This is a genomic window from Mesorhizobium sp. M0663 (genome assembly GCF_040320585.1).
Taxonomy (GTDB): Bacteria; Pseudomonadota; Alphaproteobacteria; order Rhizobiales; family Rhizobiaceae; genus Mesorhizobium.
This window is the reverse complement of record NZ_JAMYPX010000028.1, coordinates 15,563-41,313: the sequence shown is the minus strand read 5'-3', so window position 1 is coordinate 41,313 and position 25,751 is coordinate 15,563. Positions and strand designations below refer to the sequence as shown.

The window sequence follows — 25,751 nt, the reverse complement described above, 5'->3', positions numbered from 1 at the left end:
ACCTCTAGGGCACTTGGTCCTCAACGCGGTCAGCCTCTAATTCTTCCTCTTCGCCTTCCTCCTCCTCGCTCGCCAGCCCGGCCGGAATTTCTCCCGCCAGCAGCTTCTCCTTGCTGAGCAGTCCGGCGTCCTCGAGCGCCTCGAAATCGGGCAAGTCGCGCAGCGTGTCGAAACCGAAGTGCGACATGAAGGCTTTGGTCGTCACGTAGGTGTAGGGGGCGCCGGGCTGTGGGCTGCGCGGTCCCGAGGTGATGAATTCCTGCTCGCGCAGTACGCCAATCAGATCGCGTGAAACCTCCTTGCCGAAGAAGGATGACAGCTCGCCACGGGTGATCGGCTGGAAGTATGCAATGCACATCAGCACCAGCGCCTCGAACTGCGACAGGGGTTTTGACCGCGTTCTATCCGCGCCCTGGCCCGTTGCTGTGCCAAATGCACCGCGAATGACGTCGGCAAACGCTTTCCTGGTTCGGTGCTGCCATCCTCCGGCGACCGACACGAGCTCATAGGGCCGGTTGCGCAGTTCCTCGCGAATGTCGTCGATGATCAGATCGACGTTGCAGCTCTTTCCGACGACCCGCGCCAGCGTCTCACGCATGACGGGCTCGCTGGCGGCGAAGATGACCGCCTCAATCCGGCCCATCCATTCACGCCAGCGCAGCTCCGGCGGCAGGTGCTCGAGTTCGGTATCGACCAGCAAGCGCTGGTTATCCTTTCGCTGACTTCCCGTCCGGTCCGCCATCGCTACAGCCCATAGAGCCGGAAGGTCGGCCGACCCGACAATTCTCGCACGGCGCCAAAGTCGACCAGCCTGTCAAACAGGCGCCGCAGACCTCGCTCGCTCATGCCAGGAATGGGCTGGGACGCGACAATCGCATCGTCGGAGAGCAGTTTTTCGACTACAGCATCCGATCCCTTTGCCCGCAGCTTCGGTGCAACGGCGATGAGCCGCTGGGCACGACGATCGAGCTCGGCCGAAAGCTCGACGGCCCGCAGCGCGGCGCGCGCCTGAGCCACAAGGAGGCTCTGCACGCTCTCCCGGCCTGGCCCCTGGTCCCTCTCCGCCAGGCTGGTTATTCTCGGTCGCACGCCACGCGTGTACCCGCCCGATCCTGACTGCGCTCCCAGCAGCGGCACCGCATATTGCCAGCCCAGCCGTTGCGCGAGCAGGACGTCGGCGAGCCAGGACCCGAAACTGCGTCCGAAGCCATGGCGCTCAGCAGCCGCGAAGGCGCCGGTCAGCACCGCGACAACGCCCTCCGCCCCGGAAAGCTGGCGGAGATCCTCGATCAGATCGCTCACCGCCTCGTCGTCGCCTCCGTGACCGAGTTCGTCCAGCGCGGCGGCGAGCACAGCTTCCGTCAGCAGATCCTCTGCCGGCAGCAAAGTCAGCCGGCGCCAGGCGAGCAGGATGCGGCCGGCCGGCCCGACGTCATCGCCGGGACGGGTCAGACACACCGCGTCACGCAGGGCGCCGTCATCCTCGACGCGGCCCGCCTTTCGCGACGTCGAAGCTGCCGCCGCGAGCGCCAAGCGCTGCCGCCAGGCCCCGGCCCACCGCTCCTGCCGGCGCACGACAGCGTCGAGCGCGCCGATCGTTGCGCCTGCCACAACCGCAGCCTCGTCAAGGCTTTGCGGGCCGTCGACCGCCCGTCGCAACCAGGACGGCACCGGCGCCACGGTGGTGACCAGTTCGATCCCGGCAGGGTGAGCATTGTGGCGGAGCGACGGCTTGGGGCGAAGAATCATCGTCAATGAGGATGAACGAGCGCGGCGCTTCTGGCAACGATAATGCGAACAAACCGCCGCGCCCGTCGTAGCTCCACAACGAACGATAATGTTGCATTATCGTTCGTTGTTTACGAGCCTTCGGAGCCATGGTAGAATGCACCCGAAAGGTAGAATTTTGGAGTCTTTCGTGTCTCTGAACATCAAAAATCCGGCCACCGTGGCTCTCGCCGACGAACTCGCACGCCGCCAGGGCATCAGCAAGACGGCAGCCATTCATCAGGCCCTTAGCGATCGCTTGCATCGCTTGGGCTTTGGAGAGACCGCTCAGGAGCGTCTGCTGACAGAATTGCGCGCCATCCGAGAAAGAGTGGCACGATTGCCTGAACTAGATAGTCGCAGCGACGAGGAGATCATCGGGTATGACGAGCATGGAATCCCGAACTGATGGTGATCGATACCTCAGCTGTTGTAGCGATCCTTCGGAGCGAGCCTGAGGCAGCAAGGCTGGAACGAGCGCTGATCTTGGACCCAATCCGTCTGGTCCCGGCAACCTGCGTGCTCGAGGCACGCATGGTGCTGGTCAGCAGGCGCGGCGAACACGTATTGGCCGAGATCGATCTTTGGCTGCGCAAAATCGAGGCCGACATCATTCCTGTCGACTCCGAATTGGTTGATCTGGCGACCCAGGGTTGGCTGACCTACGGCAAGGGCCACCACCCGGCGGCGCTGAATTTTGCCGATTGCCTCTCCTATGCTTTGGCAAAGCGTGCGGACGAACCGCTGCTTTTCGTCGGCAAGGACTTCTCTCAAACGGATATCGAAGTGGCATGAGCATGACTGACGACGCTCCAAGATCATCGGCTGCTTCCGGCGATGACGACATGCCCGACATGGTCGACGTCGTCATGCAGATGGGCGATGCCGACTGCGGCTCGTCCCCTCCCCTTCCAGCCATCGCCAATCCCAGCCTGCCTGCGCATCTTGAGGCGCTCGCCGGCCGCGCGCGCGATTATATCGAGGCGGCGAGTTCGGCCAACACGCGCCGCGCCTACGCAGCCGACTGGAAGCATTTTTCGAGCTGGTGCCGGCGCCAAGGCATCGAGATGTTCCCGCCCGATCCTCAGGTCGTCGGGCTCTATATCGCCGCCTGCGCGTCAGGTACGGCCACTGGCGACAAAAGGCCCAACACCGTTTCAACCATCGAGCGCCGGCTTTCGTCGCTCTCCTGGAATTTTGCCCAGCGCGGCCAGCCGCTGGAACGCAAGGACCGGCATATCGCCACCGTGATGGCTGGCGTTCGCAACACCCACGCCTCCCCTCCCCGGCAGAAGGAAGCGATCCTGCCCGAGGATCTGATCGCCATGCTCGAGACCCTCGACCGCGGCACGCTGCGTGGTCTGCGCGACCGCGCCATGCTGATTTTGGGCTTCGCCGGTGGCCTTCGCCGATCCGAAATAGTCGGCCTCGACGCCGGCAGGGACCAGACCGAGGACGGACGCGGCTGGGTCGAGATTTTTCCCGAGAAGGGTCTGCTTGTCACATTGCGCGGCAAAACAGGCTGGCGCGAGGTCGAAATCGGCCGCGGCTCCTCCGACGCCACCTGCCCTGTGGTCGCTCTGCAGACCTGGCTAAGACTGGCGCGCATTGCGCACGGACCGCTGTTCCGGCGCGTTGCTGGTCAAGGCAGAGCCGTCGGTGCCGATCGCTTGAACGACCAGGAGGTCGCACGCCTGGTCAAGCGCGCCGCCCTGGCCGCCGGCGTGCGCGGCGATCTGTCGGAGGGCGAACGGGCCAAGAAATTCGCCGGCCACTCACTGCGCGCCGGCCTCGCCTCGTCGGCCGAGGTCGATGAACGCTATGTGCAAAAACAGCTCGGCCATGCCTCCGCGGAGATGACCCGCCGCTATCAGCGCCGCAGAGATCGCTTCCGCATCAACCTGACCAAGGCGTCCGGGCTCTAAGGAGGCAAAAGCCCCTCCCCTGCCGTCTTGCGTCTCGCGATCCGCGCACGCCCTCCAGCCTGACCAGGCATTCTCGCCAAATGAATTGGGTCACTTCTGTCGGGACCGCCCCGGGGGCCGTCTTCATCGCCAGGACAGCTGGTCTTTCGGCAGCCGACCGCTCGGATCGAACACGTTCACTTTGTGCGGAAGATCGGGGCCCCAGTCCCATAGCACCAGATTGCGGTCCTCCGTCTCCGCGCCCGGAGCAAAACTCGGCACCAGTATTCCAGCGATGCCTTGAGGTCGCAGCCGGTCATAGATAGACCAGGATGCAGGTCGCTCGCCGTTGCTGAGAGCCGTGGCCCAGGCGCTGCCCATGTCCGCAAGCGTGACAGAAGATCCTCCCCTCCCCTGCTCGGTTGCCAGATCAGTGATGTCCTCGCAGTCCACCTCATAAGAGCACAGCACGCAGGGATCGATGCGATGCGCGAAGCCCTGGTTGGCTTCCTTGACAGCCGTCATGACGGTCAGCGCCAGATACAGCGCGGGCACACCTTTGGGATTGAATCGAGCGCCCCTGATCGCCGCTCCATCACCGGAACTCGGCTTGAATGCCCAACGTGGATCATGCGCCCTGTAGCAGGTTCCGACAAACCTCAAGCAAAGCCACCCAGGGCCATGTGATCGAGGTAGTCGCGAATAGCAGCGGCCTTGCCGTCCTTCACGAGGGCTTCGGCGGTGCGTCCACCGAATGCCGGCAGCGGCTGGGCTCGGTACCAGGCCATGGCCTGTTCCTTGCCTCCGGCCCATTCCGTCACGCGGCTGATGATCTCGAGCATCTCGCGCAGACGGCTCTGCGTCTTGGCCGTGCGGCTGCGCTCCAGCCGATAGAGGGTTTCACGGGCAAGCCCGGCTGTCTGAGCCAACTGACCCTTGGACATTCCAAAGCTGTCGGCCACCTGGTCAACGGCAATTTTCCCGGCCCGGTCCATATAGGACAAAACCAGAGGCTCATTCTGCACGGATATCTTGAGGGCCTGCCCCATGGAGTTCCTTGTCGTATTAGCAGCCGCGTTTACTGTGCAAAACATATGGCGCTTGTCGACTGGTTTCAAGCCCGCAGGCGCATGACGTTGGTTGGTGGCTTCTGATTGCGTAGACCAGCTTGCGAGCTGCTTGGCACGTCGATCTCATAACATCATCTTGCCATTCGCCTCCTCGACCGCGCGCGGACCACCAACAACGGCAGCATTACGCACAAGAATTTCCAGCGCCTAGCCGGTCATTCTTGCCGTCGTGCCATTGGCCTTAAGCGCTGCCATCAGCATGGGTCCGACCGAGAACTGTCCTGCCCTCGCCTTTTCGGTCAGCACGCGCAGATAGCCCCCGGCCGAGTTGATATGCTGCGCCCTTTGTAGGATACAGGCAATCACGATCGCGGCGACCTCCTGGCCCATCACATGGCAAGCCTCCTCATACGCCGAGGGCGACACGCCAAGGTAGCCACGCACCTGGGCGGCGGTAATCATCAAATCGCGCCAGCTTGCGATTCCGTGGGCGGCATAGTCGGCAAGTTCGGGACAGGCCTTCAGCACAAGTCCTATCGGAAACCCTTTCGGCTTCTCGGCGTAGGCCGTTCTTGGTTCGACCGTCGCCCTGCTTTGTTCTAAAGCTGGTTCAAATACAAAAGTGGAGTCTGTGTTTGAATCAGATTGCTGCCGCTCGTTTTGGGACTCATTGCCGCTAGGATTCGTGGAATTCATGAAGCTTTCCAGCATCATATCCACTTCGTCGTGAAGCAAGGAGAGCTCCGCAAGAATCGCTTCCAGCTCCGACAGCCCTGCCCGCCGAGGAATAGCCTCCACGATTGCTCTGAACCGCCTCCAAATGGTTCCCCAGTCGCCAGGCGCGCCCTCGTCGATCGCGGCTTCGACCAGCTTGTGAATGTCGCGCCGATGGAGGGTGATCCGCTCCCGCGTTAATTTGAGCGCCCGGCTGTCGGCGCGGACCTGCTCGGCAGCCTGCTGAAACTCCGCGGCCCGTGCAAGCAGTGGCGCCAGCGAGAACCCGAACGCCTCCTCGACTGCGCCGCCCTTTGCCTTGCGAGCGAACCGTTTGCCGTTTGGACTGTCTCGGCGGATGATCAGTCCGCTATTCACCAGTTCGGCCAGATTCCTGCGCAGCGTGGAATCGGCCATGCCGTGCGCCCGCAGTGACAGCTGCGCGTTCGAGGGATAGACCATCAGCCCGTTCTCTTCGCTGATCTGATCGTCCGGATAGAACGACAGCAGTCCGCTGAGGACGGCCAGGGCGCGATCTCCCACGCCTATGATCGTCTTGCCCTCGCACAGCCAGCGATACACCTGCCATTTCTCGACGGCGGCCCCTTCAGGAATCTTTCGTGATGCCGTGTTCGCTTGCACCAAGGCAAGCGTCATCGGCCGCCGCCCAAAGGGCGTCGTCGCATAACCACTTTCCATTTCCCTCGCCTTTCAATCAGGCAAAAGAAAACTGCTCGTCGAAACGACGCCAACGACTCTTGACAGTGATTCGGGGAAATGCGATTCTCAGCTTGCTACAGACGTGAGAAGGGCTTCCGCGACGGTGACGTTCGGGGGCCTTTTTCTTTTGCGATTTCAGTCTCCTGTTTTCTTTGCCGTTTCCGATGCCCTGAAAGCCTCGAAAAGCTCGTCCAGCTTGTCGGCGATGAATGCGCCGAAGGGCGATGCATCCTTTGACTTCAAGGCAAGCGTAAACACCTTTCCCGTGTCGGTGATCTTGGCTCGGACCGACTTGTCCTGGGGCACCCAGGCCTTTTCCTGAGGCTTCGATGCGGCTCGCGGCTGCTTCATCGGCGCATTCAAAAAATCGAACAGACGAGCAAAACGAGCGTCACTGCCCGGTTCGGCGAAATCGGCACTTGTCACGTACTCTGCCGCCCGTGCGGCGGTCCCGGGATGCTCCATGAGCTTGGCAAGCTGCCACCAGCGGTCCCGGCCTATGCTCTTGGCTGCGCCGACGGCCACAATGACCTGCTCGGGAATGTTGTTGGTCACGGAGCGCATTTTCGAGAAGGTCGTATCATCGAGCGCAAGGGCCGACTTCACCGTGTCCGGCGAATGGCCCCGCTTGAGAATGCGATCGGCAAAAAGCGTCCTTTCGATGAAGGACAGGTTGGCCCTGGCAGCATTCTCCTGGCCCTGCGCGATGACATGGTCCTCATCGCCGATCTTCTTGACGACTGCACGAACGGGCCTGCCCAGCTGGCGTGCGACCTTGACGCGCCTGTGGCCGAAGACGGTTTGAAACCGGCCGGAACTATCCGGGTGGGGCCTGACCAGAATCGGAGAATCCTGCCCTCGCTCGCGAATCGCCGCCAGCAGCTCATGAAATGCCTCATCGTCATCGTCCATGCGGTCCGAGACGAATGAGGTGTCGACCAACGCCGGATCGAGATCGACGACCGAACTCTTAGAGAGCTCCTCGAATGACTGCATGATCGACCGGGATGCCCCACGAACCGCATAGCCCGAGACATCCCCGCTGTCGGCGACTGACGTCGCGGGGCCCATCACGCTGCCGAATACATCCTTGCGCGCCATTCAATCACTCCGATTCGCAGCTAGTCGGCTGATTTCACGAGCAAAATCCCCACTTTTTACTGCCGTAAAATGCGTCATGACCGTCCCCATGCGCGATGGATTAGCGCGACAATCTCGGAATTCACCGCGTCCAGCGATTCAAGTGCCCGTTCGTAGGTCGAACGCGTAAAAGACGACTTTTCCACCTCGTAGAGCGTCTGTTTCGTCAGTCCTGCATCCGAGATTGCCGTCGACTTGAGCATGGGATTCTCAAGGATCTGGCCGGCAAGCATCGATTGCATGAAGCCGACCATCTGTGCCTGGGGAATGTCGGTGGGTTCGTAGCGCGTGATCAGATAGCGGAACCAATCCAGCTCGATCGCAGCACCGGCGGCCTTGATGGTCTTCAATATGCCGCCGAGCATCAGCAGGAACTGGCTCATCGACATCAGGTCGAGCATCTGGGGGTGGACGGTAATGAGAACCGACGTCGCCGCCGACATGGCGGTCAAGGTGAGATAGCCAAGTTGCGGCGGGCAATCGACCACGACGACATCATAGCGCTCGTCGACCTCGGACAAGGCCTTTGCAATCCTGGTGAAGAACTGGCGGCCAACGCTGGACGATTTGTCCTGCATGGCAAGCGGCGTGTCGTACTCATACTCCTGCAGCTCGAGGTTGGCCGGGATGATATCCAGGCCCGGAAAATTGGTAGGCACGATCACGTCGGATATCGGCTTGCGCTCGTCGTCGTACCGGATCGCCTCATACAAAGAGAGATTGCGATCGAGTTCCGGCTGGAAGCCATGCAGGGCCGAAAGTGACGCCTGCGGGTCGAGATCGATGGCAAGCACGCGGTGCCCGGTCAGCGCAAGGTGCTGGGCGAGGTGGGCAGCCGTTGTTGTCTTGCCGCTGCCGCCCTTGAAATTGACGACAGCAACCACCTGGAGCTTGTCTCCAGGCTTGCGGTGCGGGACGTATTTTTTTACCTCGGTCCTGCCATGCCGATCCAGAAAATGACGCAGTTCAAGCATCTGTTCGGCGGTATAGGAACGGCGTCCCGAAGGTATCTGCTCGGGCAGGGGGCCCTTGCCCTCCAGATGGAGGCGCTTGAGATTGTTCTGCGAGACCCCGAGGTAGTGGGCCACTTCCGCCAGCGAAAAAGGGCGAAGTGTCTTTGTTGCATTTGGCGGAAACTTTTCCATGCGGAGCTGGTTAAGCCGCCGCGATATCTCTGCGCCTTGCTCGAGGATCTTGTCATCGAACTCGAAGCGTGGCAGCCGCATGGAGATGTTCATTTCTGTCGAAACCTGAATTGGCGCTTTTTGTGAGCAATTCACTCAACAAGCGCCATTAAGCTCCGATTCGGCCGGCTCCGGCAAGAAGTTTTGGGTTAACAAAAGGTTAACGTCACTGACCGGCTTTTCTTGCTGCTAGCTGCTCTTGCCATCACGAAGGCAGCTGCTCAGTTTTTTGAGCGCGGTACTGTCTTGCTATCCAAGCTAACGGCATGTTTTCTCTGTCATAAGGATCATAATTTACGGCAGTAAATCGGGCACACTCAGAGGCGGGATGCAAGTGCCGGCGGGCAGGGCAGGGCAGGGCACCGGATCCGATGGCACGTGGCCGGTTGGGTTCGTTGTCGGTTAGAGCGAACCGGCTGGGGGCGAGGCCGATATCGGAATAGCCGACTACAATGAAGACCGTCAGGGGAGACCGTTGACGGAGTGGGTGAAGCCCTCCTCAAGGCCGAGGTTAAGCCCGATCAACATCTGGAAGCATAGTTTCCGGAACGAGACAGCCTCGAGTTCATGCGGAGAACTCTCCCCGGCCCATAGCGGCAAAGCTCGCTCTCAACACCGTGGCGCACTGGACTTCGAGCACCTGCGTCACCATGGCAGCAGCGGCGTCGTCGAGTTCGCCATGCCTTCCGGCGAAAGCACCGACACGCCGGTGCCACGGCAGTTCGGTGTCGTCCTCCTCATCGCTCAACATACCACGCCACCGGTCCTGCTCCCCGGCAGAAGTGCGGAAGAAGCCCAGTTGCAAACTGAGTGAATGTAAACGCCGGGCCGTCAGAAGGACACCGCGACCGGATCGGCGAGGGCCGCCACGGCGTCGGGCGACGCGTTCACATCCGCAGCCCACCAGGCCGGAAACCTCAAGCTGCGCATCAGGACCGTTTTCATCCTCAGTCAACGGCCCCGAAGCAGCGCATCAGCCGGCGCTTTAGGGCCGCTACGAGCAGCTGGCTCGAGGCGCCAGAATCGCTGCCAGTACGCGGAGCCAGCGCGTGTACCGACACGACCATGGTCGCGGTTGTCCGGAGTTCTTGTGTCCTGCTTGGTGTCCAGTCGACTTCGAAGACCAGGTCAGCCACCGCCGCTGGCATATTGGGTTATCGCGATGAATCGCTGGCGCACAATCTCGACCCGGCCTTGGGGCCCTCTGATATTGCCTTCCAGAAAGTCGTCGAAATCTGGGGCTGCAAGCATGTCTTTGAACTGGTCGCCGATATAGGTACGGACCTCGTCTTCCGCGCCTCCCAGCTCAGCAACCAACTCTTCTCGACCGTCGACGATCAAGAGTATGTCCTCGGCATCCCGGCTAGAAAGCAGATCCTTTCCACCTCTGCCAAGGTATGCCTCCAGCTTCGTCGCGACGAAGAGTGCCGGTGTCAGGCGACGGATGATGAGCTTATCGTCCAACGGACAATCGACCGCCGTCTCAATACCCGCTTCATACCAACGATTGCTGAATCCGAGGATTTTGGAATCGTCCGGCATGAAGTCGACTTTGATCCGGCCAAGATGCATTCGGCAAATGACACTGTCGTTGGGTGACTCCGAGAAACCCCGCTCTCGAAGCCGTTCCAGGAGCTGCGCCCATTCCGAAAAGCCGGCCAGATCGACAATTAGGTCGACGTCGTCAGTCGCCCTGACATCCTCGAGCGTGATGGCATCGGTGATGAAAAGAGCGGTCGTACATCCGCCGACGAATACAAGACGCTTGCGCAGGTCATCGCCTAGAGCTTCCGCGACAGCCCTTAGCATTGCTAGTAGCTGGCCTTGGATGCTGGTCATTTCTGCGCGAGCCTTTCCGCAAGACGCTCCGCCGCGAGGCCAGCCTCGCGCTGGTTTCCGAGTCTTATTGCGTCCGCAAGGGCAAGATACTCGTACAGCCGATCATCCCTTTGAACGGCTTCAGGAACGCTTTTAAACATCGGCGTCACCGATTGTCCCATGTCGCGGCCGCTGGCATAGGGCCACACATAGATGTAGCTGCCAGCGCTTATTAGCACGTTCTTTAGGATGGGCGCCGCAAAAGCGGTCGGGATTCCGCGCTGCATTGCTCCAGGCTTCGCTGGAAAAACGAACTTCAACCCGTGCACGATGAAATTCTGCAGGTTCCTGCGGCTCGGCTTGGCTCTGCCCGTATCTCTATCCCTGGCCGCGATACCGGAGGCAAGACTTCGATTTATGGATGCATTGACCTCAGTCTTGCTTATGCCAAGAGAAGACGCCAGATTGCGGACCGAGTATGGATCCTGGCCCTGCGCTTCTGAGCGCAGAGTTTCGACACCTTTTTCTTTCTCCTGCTCCTGAAGGCTGATGAGCTTGAGCAGGACGACGATGTCCTGGCTTTTCATTTGATTCCGATCCGCTGTCCGTTGTCCGAGGACCACGGACACCTACACGGGGAGTGCGGCTCTGTCAAAGGAATCAAGAATCCCTGCAGCTTACGTGGCCCAATAATGATTCGACCGCATTCAGAATAGAGCAGTGCGCGTTTTAATTAAGGCGATCCCGCTGCGCTGATCCGTCTTGAATTTCGGCGCCTTCATCGAAAAACATTGCAGTTCCGCCTACTGTTTTTTCCCGAAAAAAATATCGAGTTCTGGCCACGTTGCGGAATGCATCATTGCGAGGTGAGGCTAATCCCCGTCGAGCGCGCGGCGCAGCAATTCGACCAGGCGTTCGATCGCTTGGCTGTGAGCAGAGCCGGTCGGCCGCCGTGCGAAAAAATCATCAACGCTGATCCAGTTGGTCGCGTCGGTGCTCGTCCCCGGTGCCACACATTCAATATAAAGATGCAATTCGTCTGGTTCAAAGACAACCATCCAGTTTCCGCTAGTCCCCCGCAAGTCGGTAGGTCAGTGTGCTCATGGCAGGCAACTCCTCACCGCCAGCTTGCCTATCCGCCCTGAGATTTCTATTCCCAGAAATCGGTATTGACGCCTCAGGCGAAGTCTGCCGCCACGCTCCGCAAGAAGGCGAGCGTCAACGCGGTCCCCATGTTGTCTCGCGGCCGCGCCTGGCTCTCGCAGACATATCGCAATGCGCCATCAGGTGTGCGGCGCACCTTGCATTGATTCTCGGGTTCTCCCATGCAAGGCCTCTCCACAGGGCAGACGACCGCGCGGGAACGCTTCAGCATCTTCCTGGCATTTGGTGAACCGGACGGCTCTTCGACGCTAGGAGCAGGCAAAAATCGCAATCCAGGTAAGGTTCCCAGCTATGGCCCGCTCGACCCCGCCACGATCTCAGCATACCGCACCCTGGGATCTCCCCAATCGGTCTATGTTCAGATGTTATGGCGCTTCGGTTTGATCCGTTCAGAGCGCATGGGAGAGGTGCGGGCCTGTAGGGCAGGAGCTGGCACCGTCCGTTCCGCCGCCCTAGTCGAGATCAGGTGGGAGCGGCGGGACGGCTGCGTGACGAACAGAGTCGGGGCTCCTCATTCAAGAGCCGCAGCTTCGGTCTGTTCGTATCATGCGCCTTTTTCGCCCTGAGCATTTGAGACGTCGCGTCGCAGCCTTTCCGGGCCACTGGGCCGTATACGCGCTACCGCGCTCAGCTTTAGCTCCGACTCCAGTCCTGGAAAGCCAGCCAGCGTATAGGCCGCGGCCATCGAGCCAAACCGCTTTTTGAACACACGGTAGATGGGCAAATCGGAGTCCGCATTAATCAGCGACAAGGTGAGGTGCCCGTGAGCGGCGCGCAGCCGCCGAAATCCGTCTAGAAGCTCTTCGTCCGAGTACTTTCGCAGAGCTCCCCGCCGATCCGGTACGTAGCCGATCGCCGCATAGACCGCCTTCAAGCTGCCGAAAAGCCGGACATAGCACTGTCCTGACGCAGTATACGGACAAGCATTGATCACGGTGAGGCTGAGTCGTTTCTTTTCTTTCAATAGCCGCTTTAGGTTTTTGAGCATTTCGGGCTTTGTATAGGTGTACCCGCGCTTTCCCCTTGCGAGTTGCGCCCTCTCGAATATTTGAACCGTTACAATCGGCTCCATGACCCGGATTCGGACCCATTTATCGGGAGTGTTTGGCTTGGATTGGCTACTCATACTGTGCGACGTTCGGTTGTAGACATAGTAGCCTATCATCAACTCGCTTTTGAGGAGGGATGCGACGCGCCCGGTCGTCCACACATCGCCGTATGTGGAGGGCACTCCTTCCTTGTTCAGACGAACCGATATGCCGGCCATGCTCTGCCCTTCAGCAACAAACATGTTGAAGATGCGCCTAACAAGCTCGATTTCATTTGGCGGGCCGGGCACAAGGAGAACGCGGTCGCCAGCGAGCCCTTTCTGTTCTCCAGAGCCGAGAAGGTAACGGGGCTCCCCATCTTTATCCAGCAACAGTCGCCTGACGCCGTAGGGCACAGGTCCGCCCTGGCTGAATCCGAGACGAGCCTGCTGCAGGTGCGCTCTGGAGACCTTTGCGGATAGCTCGCGGCTGTACTCGCTTGCCATCACCCGTTTCATATTCTTGAGGATTGCAGAGACCATGCTGCCGTCGTTCTCGAATTGTTCGCCGCAATATTCCACCGCAACGCCTGCGTCACGACAGAGAAACTCGTAATGAGCGGACTGGTCCGTATCCGGAAAGCGGCCCCAGCGGCTGACGTCAAGAACGAGGATTGCCGAGAAAGTCTTTTGGCCAGTCATGACATCGGCCAGTAACTGCTTCAGTCCGTCGCGACCTCTTATGCTCAGGCCGCTTTTCCCAGCGTCTTCGTAGGTTTGGACGATAGTGTATCCGCGCCGCTCCGCGTACTCTGTAATGGCCATCGCCTGGTTCTCCAGCGAATAGCGTTGATGTTCAGTGGACATACGAATGTACTGCGCCGCACGGATAGGGGGCGCTGTCTGCAACTCGAAAGCCATGGGGTCTCCTTGGGCTTGAACAATCCCAGAGACACGAAATGTCTTTCAGAACTCTGTCGCATTCTGTGAATTCCCATTCGGCGGCCACGAAATTGGGAGCGCAGATCTCCTAGCAACGGATGATTGGACAGCGCAACGACCGGAAAAGGGATGCGGTGAGGTGCGGGCGCCCACGGGGTTTTGGCAGCAGAATCAAGGGGCAGCTTTTCCCCGCACTCGCGCAAGTCCTTGCCCTCCTGGCAATGCACGAGTTTGTTGCCTGCTCGCACAAAGTGCTCGAAACCGGTAAGGTCCTGGGTTAGAAGAGCTGGCAGGATGCCCCTTATGAAAAACCCGACGATGGACGATACCGACGATGGGCGCCCGAATGGCGGACGCAGCGCTCTGTTCACGCCGCCCGGCGATGCGTCCGGCGCGGAGCGGGTTTCGCGCCGGCGCAAGGCGCTGCTGTCGTCCTCGATGGTCGGCTCGACCAATCGCGGCCGTGTGCTGCAGGCCCTGTTCGATCTTGGGCCGACGAGCAGGGCTGAACTGGCTCGCCTGGCCGGGGTCAACCGCACCACCATTTCCGGAATCGTGCAGCCGCTGATCGACGATCAGGTGCTGGTCGAGAGCGACCCGGTTCCTCCCAGTCCGGGCGGCGGCAAGCCGGCCCGGCCGCTGTGGTTCTCGCCCAATGCCCGTCCGATCTGCGGTGTGCTGCTGATGCCGGATGCCGTGCATGCCTGCGTGGCGACGCTCGACGGCAAGATCGAATCGGAACGCAAGATGGCCCTGCCGGACGGCAGGGGGCCCGTCCGGCCAATCATCGAGGCGATCGCTGAATGCGTCGGCGACACTCTCTCCAGGGCCCGGCGCACGCCTCTCGGGATCGGTGTTGGCGTCGGCGGCATGGTTGACACCGATCGCGGGTCGATCGTCGCTGTCAATCTCGCGCCGGCGCTCGACCGCTACCCGCTCGCTGACGATCTCGGGCGACGCTTCGGCCTGCCGGTCAAGCTCGACCATCATCCGCGCGCCTTGCTGGTCGGCGACCGCTGGTTCGGCGCCGGGCGCGGCGTCAGGCAATTCGCGGTCGTCTACACGGGCGAGGTGCTGGGCGGCGCACTCTATTTCGACGGGCACCTCTATCGTGGCACGGCAGGCGCAGGCGGCGAACTCGGACACACTTTCGTGCAGCTCGACGGCGAGCCCTGCCGCTGCGGCAGGCGCGGCTGCTGGGACACCATTGCCACCTTGAGCTGGCTCCGGCGCGAGGCCGCCCGCGCGGCTCTGCCCGAGCCAGACCTGATCGACTCGGCCCGCCTCGTCGACATGGCGGGGCGGCGGCTGCCGGGAGCGGCTGAGCTGCTCGACCGCTATGCCCGCAACGTCGCCGTCGGCATCGCCAATCTGCAGCAGACGGTGGCGCCCAACATTTTCATCATGCATGGCGATGTCGTGCTCGGCGGCGATTGCCTGCTCGGCGCAATCGCGGAGCATGTCCGCGCCATGGTTCCGTCACGACCCGGCGGCGCGATCGAATTTATTGCCGGCGATGCAGGTGACCGGGCCGCCCTCCTAGGCGCAGCCGGCCTGGTGATTTCCGAGCTGCTGCAGCTTCCGATCTAGGTGTTCCGACACCCAACTATCCAGCGAGCCCCGGATAGCTCTGGAACCAAGGCTGCATACGCTCGAACTGAGCCGCCATCGCCAGAACGGTTTCGTCGGCGTGCCGCCGCCCGATGATCTGCAGGCCGACCGGCAGGCCCGGCGCCGTCAGGCCGGCCGGAACCGAAATCGCCGGATGGCCGGTATAGTTGATCGGATAGGTCATGCACCAGCCGATCAGCGGATCGACCGCCTCGCCATTGATCGATGTCGGCCCGATCGTGTTGCCGTCGGGGGCATTCTTGACGGGCGGAACGGCCAGCGTCGGCGAGACGATCAGGTCATGGGTTTCGAATACATCCTCGAGGCCGTCAAGGACGCCGGTGCGCAAAAGATCGTCGAGCGCATGGTCGACGGCGGACACCTTGTAGGCGCCCTCCAGCATGGCGAGGAACTGCGGGGTGAGCACCTTGGCGTGCTTGCCCATTAGGTCGATGCCCTCCTGTTTCCAGTACACGGCGATTGCAGCATAGTGGATCGAGATCGTGCGCACCCAAAGCGCCGCCAGTTCCTTGTGATCGGCCCTGAAATCGAGCTCGACCTCATCAACCTCAATGCCATGTGCTCGCATGACATCGACGGCCCGGGCAACGACGGTGGCGACCCCGGCTTCGACCGGAAAATTGCCCAGTCGCGGGCTGTAGGCCACGCGCAGTTTCGGCGTCCGCCCGGCAACGGCGCCGACATAGTCAACGCCGTGATCCGGCAGGCAGAACGGGTCGCGGTTGTGAGGCCCGGCCATGATCTTGGTCATCAGCGCGGCGTCCGCAACGGTGCGGGTCAGCGGTCCGATATGGACCAGAGGATGTCCCCACAAGAAGGCGTCGGGGCGAGTCACCGAAGGAATGCGGCCGAAAGAGGGCTTGAAGCCGACGGTGCCGCTGAACGAGGCGGGGATGCGGACCGAACCACCGCCGTCCGTGCCTTGCGCCAGGGCCGCCATGCCGTCGGCGACCGCTGCCGCACTGCCGCCGGACGAGCCGCCGGAATTGTAGCCGATCGCGAAGGGCGTGCTGGTCGGCCCGAAGCGCAGATTGTCGGTGATGCCCTTATGGCCGAACTCCGGCGTGTTGGTCTTGCCGAGCACGATGGCGCCTGCGTCGAGCAGGCGCTCGACCGCCACGGCACTTGTTTTGGGCACCCGGTCGTGCACCGCCCACGATCCCATCGAGGTCGGCACGCCGGCCATATCGTCGAGGTCCTTGATGCTGACGGGGACGCCATGCAGTGGTCCAAGCGGACCGCCTGCCATCACGGCCTTTTCGGCGGCCCGCGCAGCTTCCATCGCCTGGTCGCCAAGAACCAGCGTATAGGCGTTGACCACCGGGTTGCGCGCCTCGATGCGGCGCAGATAGGCCTCGGTCACTTCGACCGGCGACAGGTCGCGGCGCCGGATGAGCTGGGCCAGTTCCGTGGCCGGCAGGAAACAGATCTGGTCGTCTGCAGAAGTCATAAGCCGTTCCACCTTGTTGGGTGCTATTTGATGAACACTGGATTTGCCGCGCCGCCGGTGCCCTTGCTCACTTTGACCGGACTGGCGCAGTAGAAGCCTTCGTAGCGGCGGTCCGAGGCACAGTCGGCGGCCAGCAGGTCGAGCGATGCCATTTCGGTGAACGCCACGCCCAGATTGCGCATCAGCGCGGCGTGCAGCACCAGCATCAACCCGGTCTCGGGCTCGTAAGTTGTCTCGTTGGCCAGTGTGTCGGTAACCAGACAGGGGATCTGCATCTCGTCGAACCAGCGCACGAGGTCGAGGCTGAAGGTCAGTCCGGGTTCCCAATATCCATCGCCGACGCGCTGGCTTCCCGCCGCCAGTGCGCCGACCCAGCCGGTGCGAACGAGAAGGATGCTGCGCGGCAGGATATCGACCGCTTGGGCCCGGGCGCATTCCATGAGGTCGCGATGCGTGAATGTTTCAGCGCGCTCAAGGGCCGGTTTGCCGCGGAACCGGGCGATGTCGAGCAGCACGCCGCGTCCGACGATCCCGCGCTCCGCGATCGGCATGATGCTGGCCTTGGTCATGCCGCCATTGGTACTGCTTGCCGCGAAGCCGTTCCAAAGCGTGTCGTCGAACCACATGTGGCCGAGCGCATCGCAATGCGTGCCGGCCTGTGCGAAGCTGGTGATATAGTCGTCTGCGAATTCGAGGCCGCCGGCAAGCGGTTGCCAGTGACCGTTCTCGAAGCCGGCCTTGTCGGCGACCATGAAATGCTTCGCCGGCCAGCGGCCGGGAAAGACGGCATCGCCCTCAGAAGTCCCGACCGGCACGCCGAGGGTGAAGGTGCGGCCGTCCCGCACCGACGCCAGGCCGCGCTTGACCTCGTCGGCGGTCAGATAGTTGAGCGCTCCGATCTCGTCGTCGGCACCCCAATGCCCCCAGCGGCTCGGCGCATTGCCCAGCAGCCGGCGCAGCGTCATCGTTTCAGCCGCGCTCATGCTTCCGCCTGCGCGGTCGCCGGCTGCCTGGCGCCGGTGATATAAGCGACGACGTCCTCCATGTTGGTGCCGGAACTTGCGAGATCGGCGACCTTGCGGCCCCTGCGCATCACCACCACGCGGTTGCACACCTGCCAGAGATGATCGAGATTGTGGGTGACCATGACGATCGTCAGCCCCTGGGCGCCGAGTCGTTTGATGAGGTCGAGCACCTCACGGGATTCGCGTACGCCGAGCGCCGCGGTGGGCTCGTCGAGCAGCAGCAGCTTGTGGCCCCAAAAGGCACCGCGCGCGATCGCCACCAATTGGCGCTGGCCGCCGGACATGCGATCCACCGGTTTGCTGCGCACCCCGGGGATCTCGATGTGCAGTTCCTCGAGGCCGCGCATCGCGATGTCGCCCATCGATTTGCGGCGGATCCAGCGCAGCAGCGCCGGGCCGCGGCCAAGCGCAATCTCGCGGCCGAGAAAGAAGTTTTCGGCGGCAGTGAACGTGCCGATCAGCGACAGGTCCTGATAGACCGTCTCGATGCCGAGGCGTTGCGCTTCGGACGGCGGCGACAACTTTTGCGGCCGCCCTTCGAGGATCACGTCGCCGGAAGTCGGATCATGCGCGCCGGCCAGGATTTTGATCAGCGTGGACTTGCCGGCACCATTGTCGCCAACGAGGCCGAGTATGTCGCCCTTGGCGATGTCCAGCGAAACGTCATCGAGTGCCTGGATGCCGCCGAAGCTGCGGCAGATCCGGCGCAGGCTGAGCAGCATCTTCTGCGCCATGGCCTATCCCCTCGCATAGCGGCGGCCAATACCGCCGAGCGCTACGGCGACGACGAGAAGGCAGCCGGTGAACAGGAACTGAGTGAAGATCGGCGCGCCGATCATGGCCAGCCCATTGTTGCCGACGGCGACCGTCAGCACGCCGATCAAGGTTCCGAGGATATGGAACTGACCCTCTCGCAGCGCCGCCGAGCCGAGGAAGGCGGCCGAGAACGACGTCAGCATGAAGCTGTCACCCGCCGTCACCTGGCCGGAGCCGAGATTGGAGGCCATCAGCACGCCACCGATGGCAGCACAGGTGCTGGCAATGGCGAAGGCAACGATGCGGCTGCGATCGACGGCGACGCCGGCGCGGCGCGCTGATTCCGGGCTGACGCCGATGGCCTTGATGTGTTGGCCCTGCACTGTTCGGTTGAGGATCACCCACAGCAGTACAAGCACGACGGCCATGATGATGACGAGGTGCGGCACTCCGGCAATCCGGCCGATCGCGATATTGGTGAATTCGCGCGATTGGGTGAGCTGCAGCGGAATTCCGCCCGAATAGGCGTAGTTCAGCCCGACGACGATGGTGCCCGTGCCAAGCGTGGCAATGAAGGCGTTCACCCCGATCTTCGAAACGACAATGCCGTTGACAATGCCGATGACCGTTCCGAGGCCGACGACAAGGAAGATGGCGGGTAGGATCGGCAAGCCACTGCTGCTCAACAGCCCGACCACGAGCAGCCCGCAGAAACTCGCGACATAGCCGATACTGAGGTCGAAATCACCGGCGACGAGGGGCACGGTGAGGCCGGCCGCGACAATGGTGCCGATCGCCATGTCGTTTACGATGTTGCGAAAATTGCCGATGGTTGCGAAGGTCCCCGGCTCCAGCACCGAGAAGATCCCCAGCATCGACGCCAGCACGATGATGGTGCCGTAGGTTCCAAGCAGGCGCATGAGCAACGCGCGCCGCTGTCGGGCATTGGGCGAGGCATAGCCGGTCTGCGTTGACGGCAGGACGCGGGGCGCCTCTGCCGGAGCGTGGGTTTCGGGCAGGGAATGATCAGCGGACATGGCGGCTCTCATGACAGCACTCCGGCCCGGCCAGGCAAGTCCGGCCCAGACCCACAATCAGGAGAGCTTACTGCGGATTGTCCTTGATGAACTTGTCGACGTTCTCTTTGGTGACGAGCGTATAGCCTGGCACGAAGGATTTGGGCTTCCACTGGTCGCCGGCTGCCAGGATGTCGGGAATCTGATCGACTAGCATTTTGCCTGCCGAAGTCAGATCGACACCGAGCGTGGCGGTCATCGTCCCGTCCTTGACAGCCTGGACAGCGGGCGCCGTGGCGTTGAACGAATAGACCTTCACGTCGCTGCGGCCGTTCTGCTTCAGCGCCGCGATCGCGCCCATAGCGTTGTCGTCATAGCAGTTGAAGATGGCGAACGGCCCCTTGGCGTTAGCATTGGCTGCAAGCCAGGCGCTGGTCGCGGCCTGCGACGATTCGGCAGCACCCGGGATGCTGATCTCGTGCGAGGTCGCCTTGAGCCCCGGATTTGCCTTGACCGCCGTCTCGAAGGCGTCGGCTCGTTCGCGGCACGGAATGCCGGGATGGTAGGTGAGGTCGAGTACAGTTCCGGACTTGCCGATGTCCTTCAGCATCAAGTCGATCAGCGGTTGCGCAGCACCGGTACTTGCAGATAGCGCGATCCCGTCTGCCATGCCGCCGCCGGCCGAAAGCACGGGGATCTTTGCGTCCGCCGCCGCCTGGAGCCCGGCCGCCAGGCCCGTCGAATCGAAGACCGTGACGATGATGGCGTCCACCTTCTTGGTTGCCAGCTGCTTGATGCTGGTGATCGCTTGCGAAGGATCGCCGTTGGCATTGAGCGTTTCCACCGACCAGCCCTTAGACTTGGCTTCCTGGCTCATCGTGTCGACCATCTGGTTTGTGTCGACGTCGGATGTCGAGAAGGTGACGATGCCGATCGTGAGCTTGTCATTCGTGGCGAGGGCGGTCGACGTGAAGGATGCTGCGACGAGCGCTGCGGTCGAGAGTTTCTGAAAGCGGTTCACTGTGCGTATCCCCTGTTGACCGAGTGTTCCGGCTCACCTCCAGACCGCGCAGCAGCCCAGCTTGGGCGCCATCTACAGGTCGTCACAGTCAGTCTGTTTGTTCGTGCGAGCCACGTACTAACTATAGGCACAAGCTCTTATGCCGCGCAACGGCTAATTTCAACCGGCTTTGGTCACTCGAGGTTCAATCGCTGTGGGGCTCTTGGGGCAAGCGCGCAGCTAGGCCGCCTTCTTGATCTCCGCGACCTGAACGCCCAGTCGGAACGCCTGACCGTCTGCGAACGAACGCGCGTAGCTCTCAGATGTAAAAGGGACCGTGGTGGTGGTGCCGTTGACCGTCACGCGAACCGACCACTCTTTGTCCCTAATGATTTCAACGGCATGTTGCTCATGCGCAGCCATGCATTCCTCCCAGAATCTTCCGTTGAGGATGGGAGGATAGCGTCGTAAAACTGGTTTGCATGCAAATAATCCGACACCGCGACGTCGAAATGTCGAAACACGCACAGCTAGGCTTAAGTCGATGGCCTCGCCTTGAGCTGTTCGAGGTGTTCCTTGGCGAGGTTGAAAAGTGCGGTGGCAGTCTCTTCAGCCTCCGCCCGGAAGCGGACATCGCGGGTGACAATGCTGGAGGTCATGTTCGCGCCAACTGCGGATGCTTGAAGCGACCGCTCCGTCGGCTCAAAGAACGTTCCGCTCCGCCGGGTTTCGCTCTATCAACTCCGCCACAAGGCGTTGAAGCCGCCAGAGGCTGCTGTCATGTATGCCTTTGGCTTCGAGGTGAGAAACCGTGTTGAACAGGTATTCGGCCCCGCTTCCCCAATGACCGCAGGCCAGGGCCAGGACATCGGCAACGGCTTCAAGCGACTGACGACCGGCATAGAGAGGTGACGCGCGGTTCATCACAAAGGCCAAGGCCGAGATAGGCCCGGAAGCAGTCGCCACCGTGATCCACCGGGGCATGCTGTTGGCCGGCTTATAGGTGAATTCGCGTCGAAAGAGTTTGCCGAATTGGCGTTCGAGGTTGTCCTTTGGCAGGTCGTACAGGACGCCGCTGCATTGCCCCCCACGATCGAGGGCCATCATAAGGCCTGGCTGCTCCGGCGTGCCCCGAAAACGGGTCATGCGAAAGCAGAAAGCGCGATGCCACCCACGAGCGAGGCCTACCTGCTCACCGATATGCTCGATCTCCGGCTTCCAGATCAAGGAGCCGTAGGCGAACAGGCGGGTCGGTGCTTTCGGGGCCGGATGAGTTCGGATCATTTGCTCGACCCAGCTGTCGTAGTCGGCATCGGTGTGTAGCTCGGCACCTGGCGTCAAACCCTGGTCCTGAACGACCTTGTAGACCCGCGCGACGTGGTCCGCGGTCAAGGTCAGCTTTCTCATTTGGCTCGGCATCCCGTGCTCCATCGGATCAGGATCGCGTATCCTTGGCAGATACTACGGGCGTTGCAAGATACGAACCGATGCACGGCGTGAATGAGTCTTTGCCCCTTCACCATGACAGCAAAGCGCCCCGCATATTCGCCCTCGAACGATTCCATGTGGTTTCGGCAATCTAGGTTTGGGAGACGCTTTTCTACTCACTGTGAAACCCTGACCAACAGCTTGCCGAAATTGCGGCCCTTGAGAAGACCGACGAAGGCCATCGGCGCGTTCGCGAGTCCCTCGACAATGTCCTCACGATATTTGACCTTCCCCGCTTGGAGCCAGGCCGAAACGTCCCTGCCGGGGCGGTTCGACGTGTGCTGTTTGGGACATGCAGAATAATTGGCGGAGTGCCAGAAAGTTCCTCCGCACTCGCGCTTCGCACCGCGGTGCCACCCACAGCGTCTTGCCTAAGGGACTTTGCGGCGTAATTCGCTCGCGTTCGAATTGAGAGCGACCTCGGATTGAACTCGCGGATTACCAGGCGGACAAAAAAACCCCGGCGCTGGGTCGTTGCGCCGGGGCTTTGGGCACGTACAAGCTACACCAACATGTCCGTTTATGAACGTGCGCTAATAAAGTGAAAAAACGGTGAACCACGCATGGGCTGAAGGGCGCACGCTCAAAGCTGGGGTGAAGCGGCAATATCAGTGATGACAAGTTGCGCACCTGATTGTTCCACCCAGCTTTCGACCGAACGAGGGGGCGAGTATGCCGGCTGCGTTGATTTGCCAAGATGATGTACTCCGTCACCCCGCATGCCGATGAAGGAAGCCCGCTCGAACCGCAAATCTCCAAATGTCTAGTGATGGCCCCTGGACCCCGCACATTCGGGGATTCGAAACTGATTTCCAGGTGGTGCTAAGCAAGGCCGGCAAGGTGGAGACGATCACCGTAATGCTAGTATGCTCATACATCGCGCTTTGCTCTGAGGGCGGCCCAGCAGCTTGGGTTAGGGGGGCCGCTGGGCCTGACCAGCGAGCGTTCGGGAATGCTCGACTGGCTGGTTAGTATTTTAGATAAATCTAATATAATCGAACCATGCGAACGAAGTACGCGGCGGTAAGAAAGTGGCTGGCGTCCGATTCACTTACCGCGCGCTTTTGCCTTGGGTTCTGGCGCGCTTTCGGACGGGTTTGCAGCCAATTTTGCAGATCGCCGATCTGTTACCCACAGGGACTTTTTCCTCGCCACCAAATCGTCACGATCGCCCTCAGCGGTCGCTCGGCTATGCATGGCAGCTATGGCGTAGTCGGCTCTGTTGGTTCGATAGTCTTCTTTTTGGACAGTCATCGTTTGCTCCCAGTTTCATAGCCCCTCTTTTGCCCTGGCGGGGAGATTAACTGCCGGTGCATTACGCGAGTCAATCGATGAAACGACCACTCCGCAATCGCCAGGGCGGGAAGCAAGCCGACAATTTTAACGTTGGAACGGCTTACAGAGTGCCGGCAACACAGCCGCCCTTTCGTCGGGCTGCATTGATCGCGTCCATGTTGCCCTTCAGCTCGGCTCTTGGCTTCACGTGCCTTGATGTCTGTGTTGTCCATCATGCTGCCAACCTGCAAGCCAAGCCAAAACACGCCGTCCACGTCATGGCGGGCGGTTCTGTCTTGTATGGCCATTATCGGCGCCAGGTCGGAACTCGTTCGGTACAGTTCGGCTTCCAACTGGCTGCAGGACTTGCCCGCGTATACGCTGGACGAAACCAGCGTGGGCTTGATGTCGGCTGGGCGAGTAGCGCAGCCCGACAAAACGCTGATGGCTACAAACGCACATAACTTGATTCATGCTTCCCCCCAAAATGCCCGCGGCGAGCAGGCGCTGAGGGCAGGACGAAGTAGTCTATGTGCCTTGACGGCATGCGGAATATATTCCTATTTTGCGGGATGCCGCACCCTCGCCGACACGAAGCCGTTTCCGAATATCACCTCGCCAAAATTGAACGACAGGCGTGGCTTCTGACGGTAGAACTCCGCGACGCGCAGTTGTCGCTCAAGCCATTTGGCGAGCATTGGGAATGCGATCGAGCATCTGCATCGGGACATAAAGCGGGCGCTCAATCTGCTTAACAATAGGCCAGCGGACTACGAGGAGCCGCATTTCGCGCCCATGTCGCGAGGGTGAAGAACTAGCCTGTCAGTTTAGTGAAGTCGTGGCGCCGCGCGCGAACATGTGCCAGCAAATTCGTTTCGTTTACGACCCCTGATTGAAAGAGATTCAGCGTGGTCGAGGCCAGAATCTGACCGTCTATCGGGGTGCTGTACCATTTGGCGTCGGCGGTTACCTGGTCGACAACCCGCTGGCAGATCGCCCGATCTTTAGGTCTAAGGAACTGACTATTCAGTGCTCGTAGCATCTCGACGCCTTGAAACGGGGAGTCACCTGTCTCCCGCGCGATACCCATGCGTGGTCTCCGAGCATCGACCCTAAACGCATTCAGACAGAAAATTGCCATTCGTTTGAGTGGTACCGATGTCGCGTGGATAAGCGGCGGTCCGCGAGCTAATCCACCATGTCGCGCAGCGGCTTGTTGCGCTTTGGCGTCCTGTACTTCTCGACCAGCCTGACCTTGTCGACGTCGATCGTCACCAGCGGTCCCAGATCGACGGTCACCCTGCCGCCTTCCTCGTATGTGCGTGATCTCTCCGGTAAGCTCGATCTGCTGCCGCTTCTTCACCTTGGTATGTGGCTGTGATCGCCACCACGTCACCAATACCTATGCCCGCCGCCATTCCATGAGTCTGGTGCGCTCGGCGCCTTATTCAAGATATTGCTAATTATGGATGAGCCCGCTTCCTCCAATCGATGGATGAAGCCGATCGTGGGCCGGTGCTACTTTGATGCATCGCGCGACTTACGCGACAAGTGCTGGCTCCAGGGGCAAAATATGAGCAAGACGACTCTCATTGCTATCGCAATCCTCGCGATCAGTCTCGGCTGTGCCGAAGCCAAGGACCGTAAGGTCGAAACCGCGACCCTCGGCACGTACGCCAATTCGAAGGACCTGCCGGTTTGTACCGCGTCAAGCTCACTCTTCGAAGTCCTCGGTGATAAATGTTTTCTCGTCACAGGTTCGATGATCTATGGCGACATCGCCGAACTCTCCCGGACAATCACTTTGAGTTGGTAGCCGAAGCAACAACCTCCCAGCGCGGCCTCCATTCTCCGGTATGAAGTTGCGTCGCAGGGGCTGCCGTCGCCCCAGGTATCGACCAGTCTTCGCGCGTCGCCAATACCGGCGCAATCCCCAGTCACCACGGGCCTCTCCAAAATTCTTACGCCGACCGCACCTGCGGTCGAGCGTGTCGCGCCAACACAGCAGCGTCTCTGCATCGTTTGGACAACCCAACGCATACCTTCCGGTCCGGAAACTCGCTTACGCGTTTCATCGTCTATTCGGCAGTGGAAAATTAGGCCGACTTGGCAGTGCTCAGATTCGCGTAGCCGTCCTGCGTTCCGCTCGGAGAGGATGGCGAGTGGTTGCGGCAACTGCGCCTCAAGCTGGCTGGCGACCGCCGTCTGTAGCGCGCAGCTGCGGAGCAACACTCGCCCGACGTCAAAGACTGTGGCAAGACCGGCTTGATTGTATCGAACCTGAAACAGACCAACGCCGGCCCAACCTACACCTGAAACCAAAAGACAATATCGATGACCTCCAACAGCTACGCTCCCAAGGGTTCAAGCGCCTGCAAACATTGACCATGCCACTTTCGCTATCGCCGCTTGGATGAAGACGGCGGCATCAATTTCATGGAGCAAGGTTTGCCGCCAGGGGGTTCTGCCCGATGGCCGCGACCAGGCTCGTGCATACCTCGATCACCATCACCAAGACCCTGCGAGACGCGGAAGAGGCAAGCCGCTTCATGAACTGGCTAGAAGACTCCAAAACCCAAAAGCCGCTGATCGATGCGAGCCGCAGTAACGAAGTGTAACCGGGTTCCCACTACAAGAAGCTCAAACCGCGCAAGACCGC

General features: G+C 60.9%; 27 protein-coding genes and 1 pseudogene. 6 read left to right on the top strand and 22 right to left on the bottom strand.

The genetic code is table 11. The features are described from left to right. Positions 1–4: 4 nt before the first annotated feature. Both scpB and NKI54_RS29765 read right to left on the bottom strand, forming a co-directional pair. Positions 5–742 carry an SMC-Scp complex subunit ScpB gene (scpB, locus tag NKI54_RS29770; protein ID WP_352693204.1) on the bottom strand — a complete coding sequence of 246 codons (738 nt, stop codon included), beginning with the start codon at positions 740–742 and terminating at the stop codon, positions 5–7. Between the two features lie 2 nt (positions 743–744). After that, positions 745–1,749 carry a DUF1403 family protein gene (locus NKI54_RS29765; RefSeq protein WP_352693241.1) on the bottom strand — a complete coding sequence of 335 codons (1,005 nt, stop codon included), beginning with the start codon at positions 1,747–1,749 and terminating at the stop codon, positions 745–747. 169 nt (positions 1,750–1,918) lie between these two features. Between NKI54_RS29765 and NKI54_RS29760 the strand changes: the two genes are divergently transcribed. From NKI54_RS29760 to NKI54_RS29750, 3 genes are read left to right on the top strand one after another with little or no spacing between them, the layout of a single operon-like run. Continuing rightward, positions 1,919–2,176 carry a type II toxin-antitoxin system VapB family antitoxin gene (locus tag NKI54_RS29760; RefSeq protein WP_352693202.1) on the top strand — a complete coding sequence of 86 codons (258 nt, stop codon included), beginning with the start codon at positions 1,919–1,921 and terminating at the stop codon, positions 2,174–2,176. After that, on the top strand, positions 2,176–2,562 hold the full coding sequence (locus NKI54_RS29755) for a type II toxin-antitoxin system VapC family toxin (protein WP_352643884.1): 387 nt from the start codon (positions 2,176–2,178) through the stop codon (positions 2,560–2,562). Before NKI54_RS29760 ends, NKI54_RS29755 begins: the two co-directional genes overlap by 1 nt. After that, positions 2,559–3,692 carry a site-specific integrase gene (locus NKI54_RS29750; RefSeq protein ID WP_352693200.1) on the top strand — a complete coding sequence of 378 codons (1,134 nt, stop codon included), beginning with the start codon at positions 2,559–2,561 and terminating at the stop codon, positions 3,690–3,692. The genes NKI54_RS29755 and NKI54_RS29750 overlap by 4 nt, the downstream gene beginning before the upstream one ends. A 123-nt stretch (positions 3,693–3,815) precedes the next feature. Here the strand turns inward: NKI54_RS29750 and NKI54_RS29745 are convergent, their stop codons facing one another. From NKI54_RS29745 to NKI54_RS29700, 10 genes are all read right to left on the bottom strand, one after another. Then, complete coding sequence (locus NKI54_RS29745) at positions 3,816–4,334, bottom strand: RES family NAD+ phosphorylase (RefSeq protein WP_352693198.1); 519 nt, start codon at positions 4,332–4,334, stop codon at positions 3,816–3,818. After that, positions 4,331–4,720, bottom strand: coding sequence for an antitoxin Xre/MbcA/ParS toxin-binding domain-containing protein (locus NKI54_RS29740; RefSeq protein ID WP_352693196.1), 390 nt, complete (start codon positions 4,718–4,720; stop codon positions 4,331–4,333). The genes NKI54_RS29745 and NKI54_RS29740 overlap by 4 nt, the downstream gene beginning before the upstream one ends. 228 nt (positions 4,721–4,948) lie before the next feature. Next, entirely contained in the window at positions 4,949–6,154 is a 1,206-nt protein-coding gene (repC, locus tag NKI54_RS29735) for a plasmid replication protein RepC (RefSeq protein ID WP_352693194.1), read from the bottom strand. A gap of 156 nt (positions 6,155–6,310) precedes the next feature. Then, positions 6,311–7,276, bottom strand: coding sequence for a plasmid partitioning protein RepB (gene repB / locus NKI54_RS29730; RefSeq protein ID WP_352693192.1), 966 nt, complete (start codon positions 7,274–7,276; stop codon positions 6,311–6,313). Positions 7,277–7,350: 74 nt separating this feature from the next. Further along, positions 7,351–8,553, bottom strand: coding sequence for a plasmid partitioning protein RepA (repA, locus tag NKI54_RS29725; RefSeq protein WP_352450316.1), 1,203 nt, complete (start codon positions 8,551–8,553; stop codon positions 7,351–7,353). Positions 8,554–9,064: 511 nt separating this feature from the next. Continuing rightward, complete coding sequence (locus tag NKI54_RS29720) at positions 9,065–9,250, bottom strand: hypothetical protein (protein WP_352693190.1); 186 nt, start codon at positions 9,248–9,250, stop codon at positions 9,065–9,067. Between the two features lie 377 nt (positions 9,251–9,627). Beyond that, entirely contained in the window at positions 9,628–10,338 is a 711-nt protein-coding gene (locus tag NKI54_RS29715; RefSeq protein WP_352693188.1) for a hypothetical protein, read from the bottom strand. Further along, positions 10,335–10,904, bottom strand: coding sequence for a hypothetical protein (locus NKI54_RS29710; protein WP_352693186.1), 570 nt, complete (start codon positions 10,902–10,904; stop codon positions 10,335–10,337). The genes NKI54_RS29715 and NKI54_RS29710 overlap by 4 nt, the downstream gene beginning before the upstream one ends. A 285-nt stretch (positions 10,905–11,189) precedes the next feature. Beyond that, entirely contained in the window at positions 11,190–11,375 is a 186-nt protein-coding gene (locus NKI54_RS29705) for a hypothetical protein (RefSeq protein WP_352693184.1), read from the bottom strand. A 650-nt stretch (positions 11,376–12,025) separates the two neighbouring features. Continuing rightward, on the bottom strand, positions 12,026–13,429 hold the full coding sequence (locus NKI54_RS29700; RefSeq protein ID WP_352693182.1) for a recombinase family protein: 1,404 nt from the start codon (positions 13,427–13,429) through the stop codon (positions 12,026–12,028). Between the two features lie 324 nt (positions 13,430–13,753). Between NKI54_RS29700 and NKI54_RS29695 the strand changes: the two genes are divergently transcribed. Then, positions 13,754–15,040 carry an ROK family protein gene (locus NKI54_RS29695; RefSeq protein WP_352693180.1) on the top strand — a complete coding sequence of 429 codons (1,287 nt, stop codon included), beginning with the start codon at positions 13,754–13,756 and terminating at the stop codon, positions 15,038–15,040. 16 nt (positions 15,041–15,056) lie between these two features. Here the strand turns inward: NKI54_RS29695 and NKI54_RS29690 are convergent, their stop codons facing one another. From NKI54_RS29690 to NKI54_RS29645, 10 genes and pseudogenes are all read right to left on the bottom strand, one after another. Continuing rightward, complete coding sequence (locus NKI54_RS29690; RefSeq protein ID WP_352693178.1) at positions 15,057–16,532, bottom strand: amidase; 1,476 nt, start codon at positions 16,530–16,532, stop codon at positions 15,057–15,059. A 23-nt stretch (positions 16,533–16,555) separates the two neighbouring features. Beyond that, a complete protein-coding gene (locus NKI54_RS29685; RefSeq protein ID WP_352457239.1) occupies positions 16,556–17,515 on the bottom strand; it encodes a cyclase family protein in 960 nt (319 codons plus the stop codon). Then, complete coding sequence (locus tag NKI54_RS29680; protein ID WP_352693175.1) at positions 17,512–18,291, bottom strand: ATP-binding cassette domain-containing protein; 780 nt, start codon at positions 18,289–18,291, stop codon at positions 17,512–17,514. Before NKI54_RS29680 ends, NKI54_RS29685 begins: the two co-directional genes overlap by 4 nt. 3 nt (positions 18,292–18,294) lie before the next feature. Next, complete coding sequence (locus NKI54_RS29675) at positions 18,295–19,350, bottom strand: ABC transporter permease (RefSeq protein WP_352693173.1); 1,056 nt, start codon at positions 19,348–19,350, stop codon at positions 18,295–18,297. Positions 19,351–19,417: 67 nt separating this feature from the next. Continuing rightward, positions 19,418–20,350 carry a sugar ABC transporter substrate-binding protein gene (locus NKI54_RS29670; RefSeq protein ID WP_352693171.1) on the bottom strand — a complete coding sequence of 311 codons (933 nt, stop codon included), beginning with the start codon at positions 20,348–20,350 and terminating at the stop codon, positions 19,418–19,420. A gap of 219 nt (positions 20,351–20,569) precedes the next feature. Beyond that, the gene (locus NKI54_RS29665; protein WP_023679139.1) at positions 20,570–20,752 is read right to left on the bottom strand and encodes a hypothetical protein; all 183 of its coding nucleotides are present in this window, start codon (positions 20,750–20,752) and stop codon (positions 20,570–20,572) included. Positions 20,753–20,865: 113 nt separating this feature from the next. Further along, complete coding sequence (locus NKI54_RS29660; RefSeq protein WP_023679140.1) at positions 20,866–20,988, bottom strand: hypothetical protein; 123 nt, start codon at positions 20,986–20,988, stop codon at positions 20,866–20,868. A 43-nt stretch (positions 20,989–21,031) separates the two neighbouring features. Further along, the gene (locus NKI54_RS29655; RefSeq protein ID WP_352693169.1) at positions 21,032–21,736 is read right to left on the bottom strand and encodes a gamma-glutamylcyclotransferase; all 705 of its coding nucleotides are present in this window, start codon (positions 21,734–21,736) and stop codon (positions 21,032–21,034) included. 197 nt (positions 21,737–21,933) lie between these two features. After that, a pseudogene (locus NKI54_RS29650) lies at positions 21,934–22,074 on the bottom strand (NADP-dependent oxidoreductase); the annotation flags it as partial. Between the two features lie 1,832 nt (positions 22,075–23,906). Continuing rightward, a complete protein-coding gene (locus NKI54_RS29645; protein WP_352648043.1) occupies positions 23,907–24,182 on the bottom strand; it encodes a hypothetical protein in 276 nt (91 codons plus the stop codon). Between the two features lie 483 nt (positions 24,183–24,665). On the opposite strand from NKI54_RS29645, the gene NKI54_RS29640 reads away from it, so the two are divergent. After that, entirely contained in the window at positions 24,666–24,908 is a 243-nt protein-coding gene (locus NKI54_RS29640) for a hypothetical protein (RefSeq protein WP_352648045.1), read from the top strand. 655 nt (positions 24,909–25,563) lie between these two features. Next, positions 25,564–25,710 carry a hypothetical protein gene (locus NKI54_RS29635; RefSeq protein WP_352648047.1) on the top strand — a complete coding sequence of 49 codons (147 nt, stop codon included), beginning with the start codon at positions 25,564–25,566 and terminating at the stop codon, positions 25,708–25,710. Positions 25,711–25,751 lie beyond the last annotated feature (41 nt).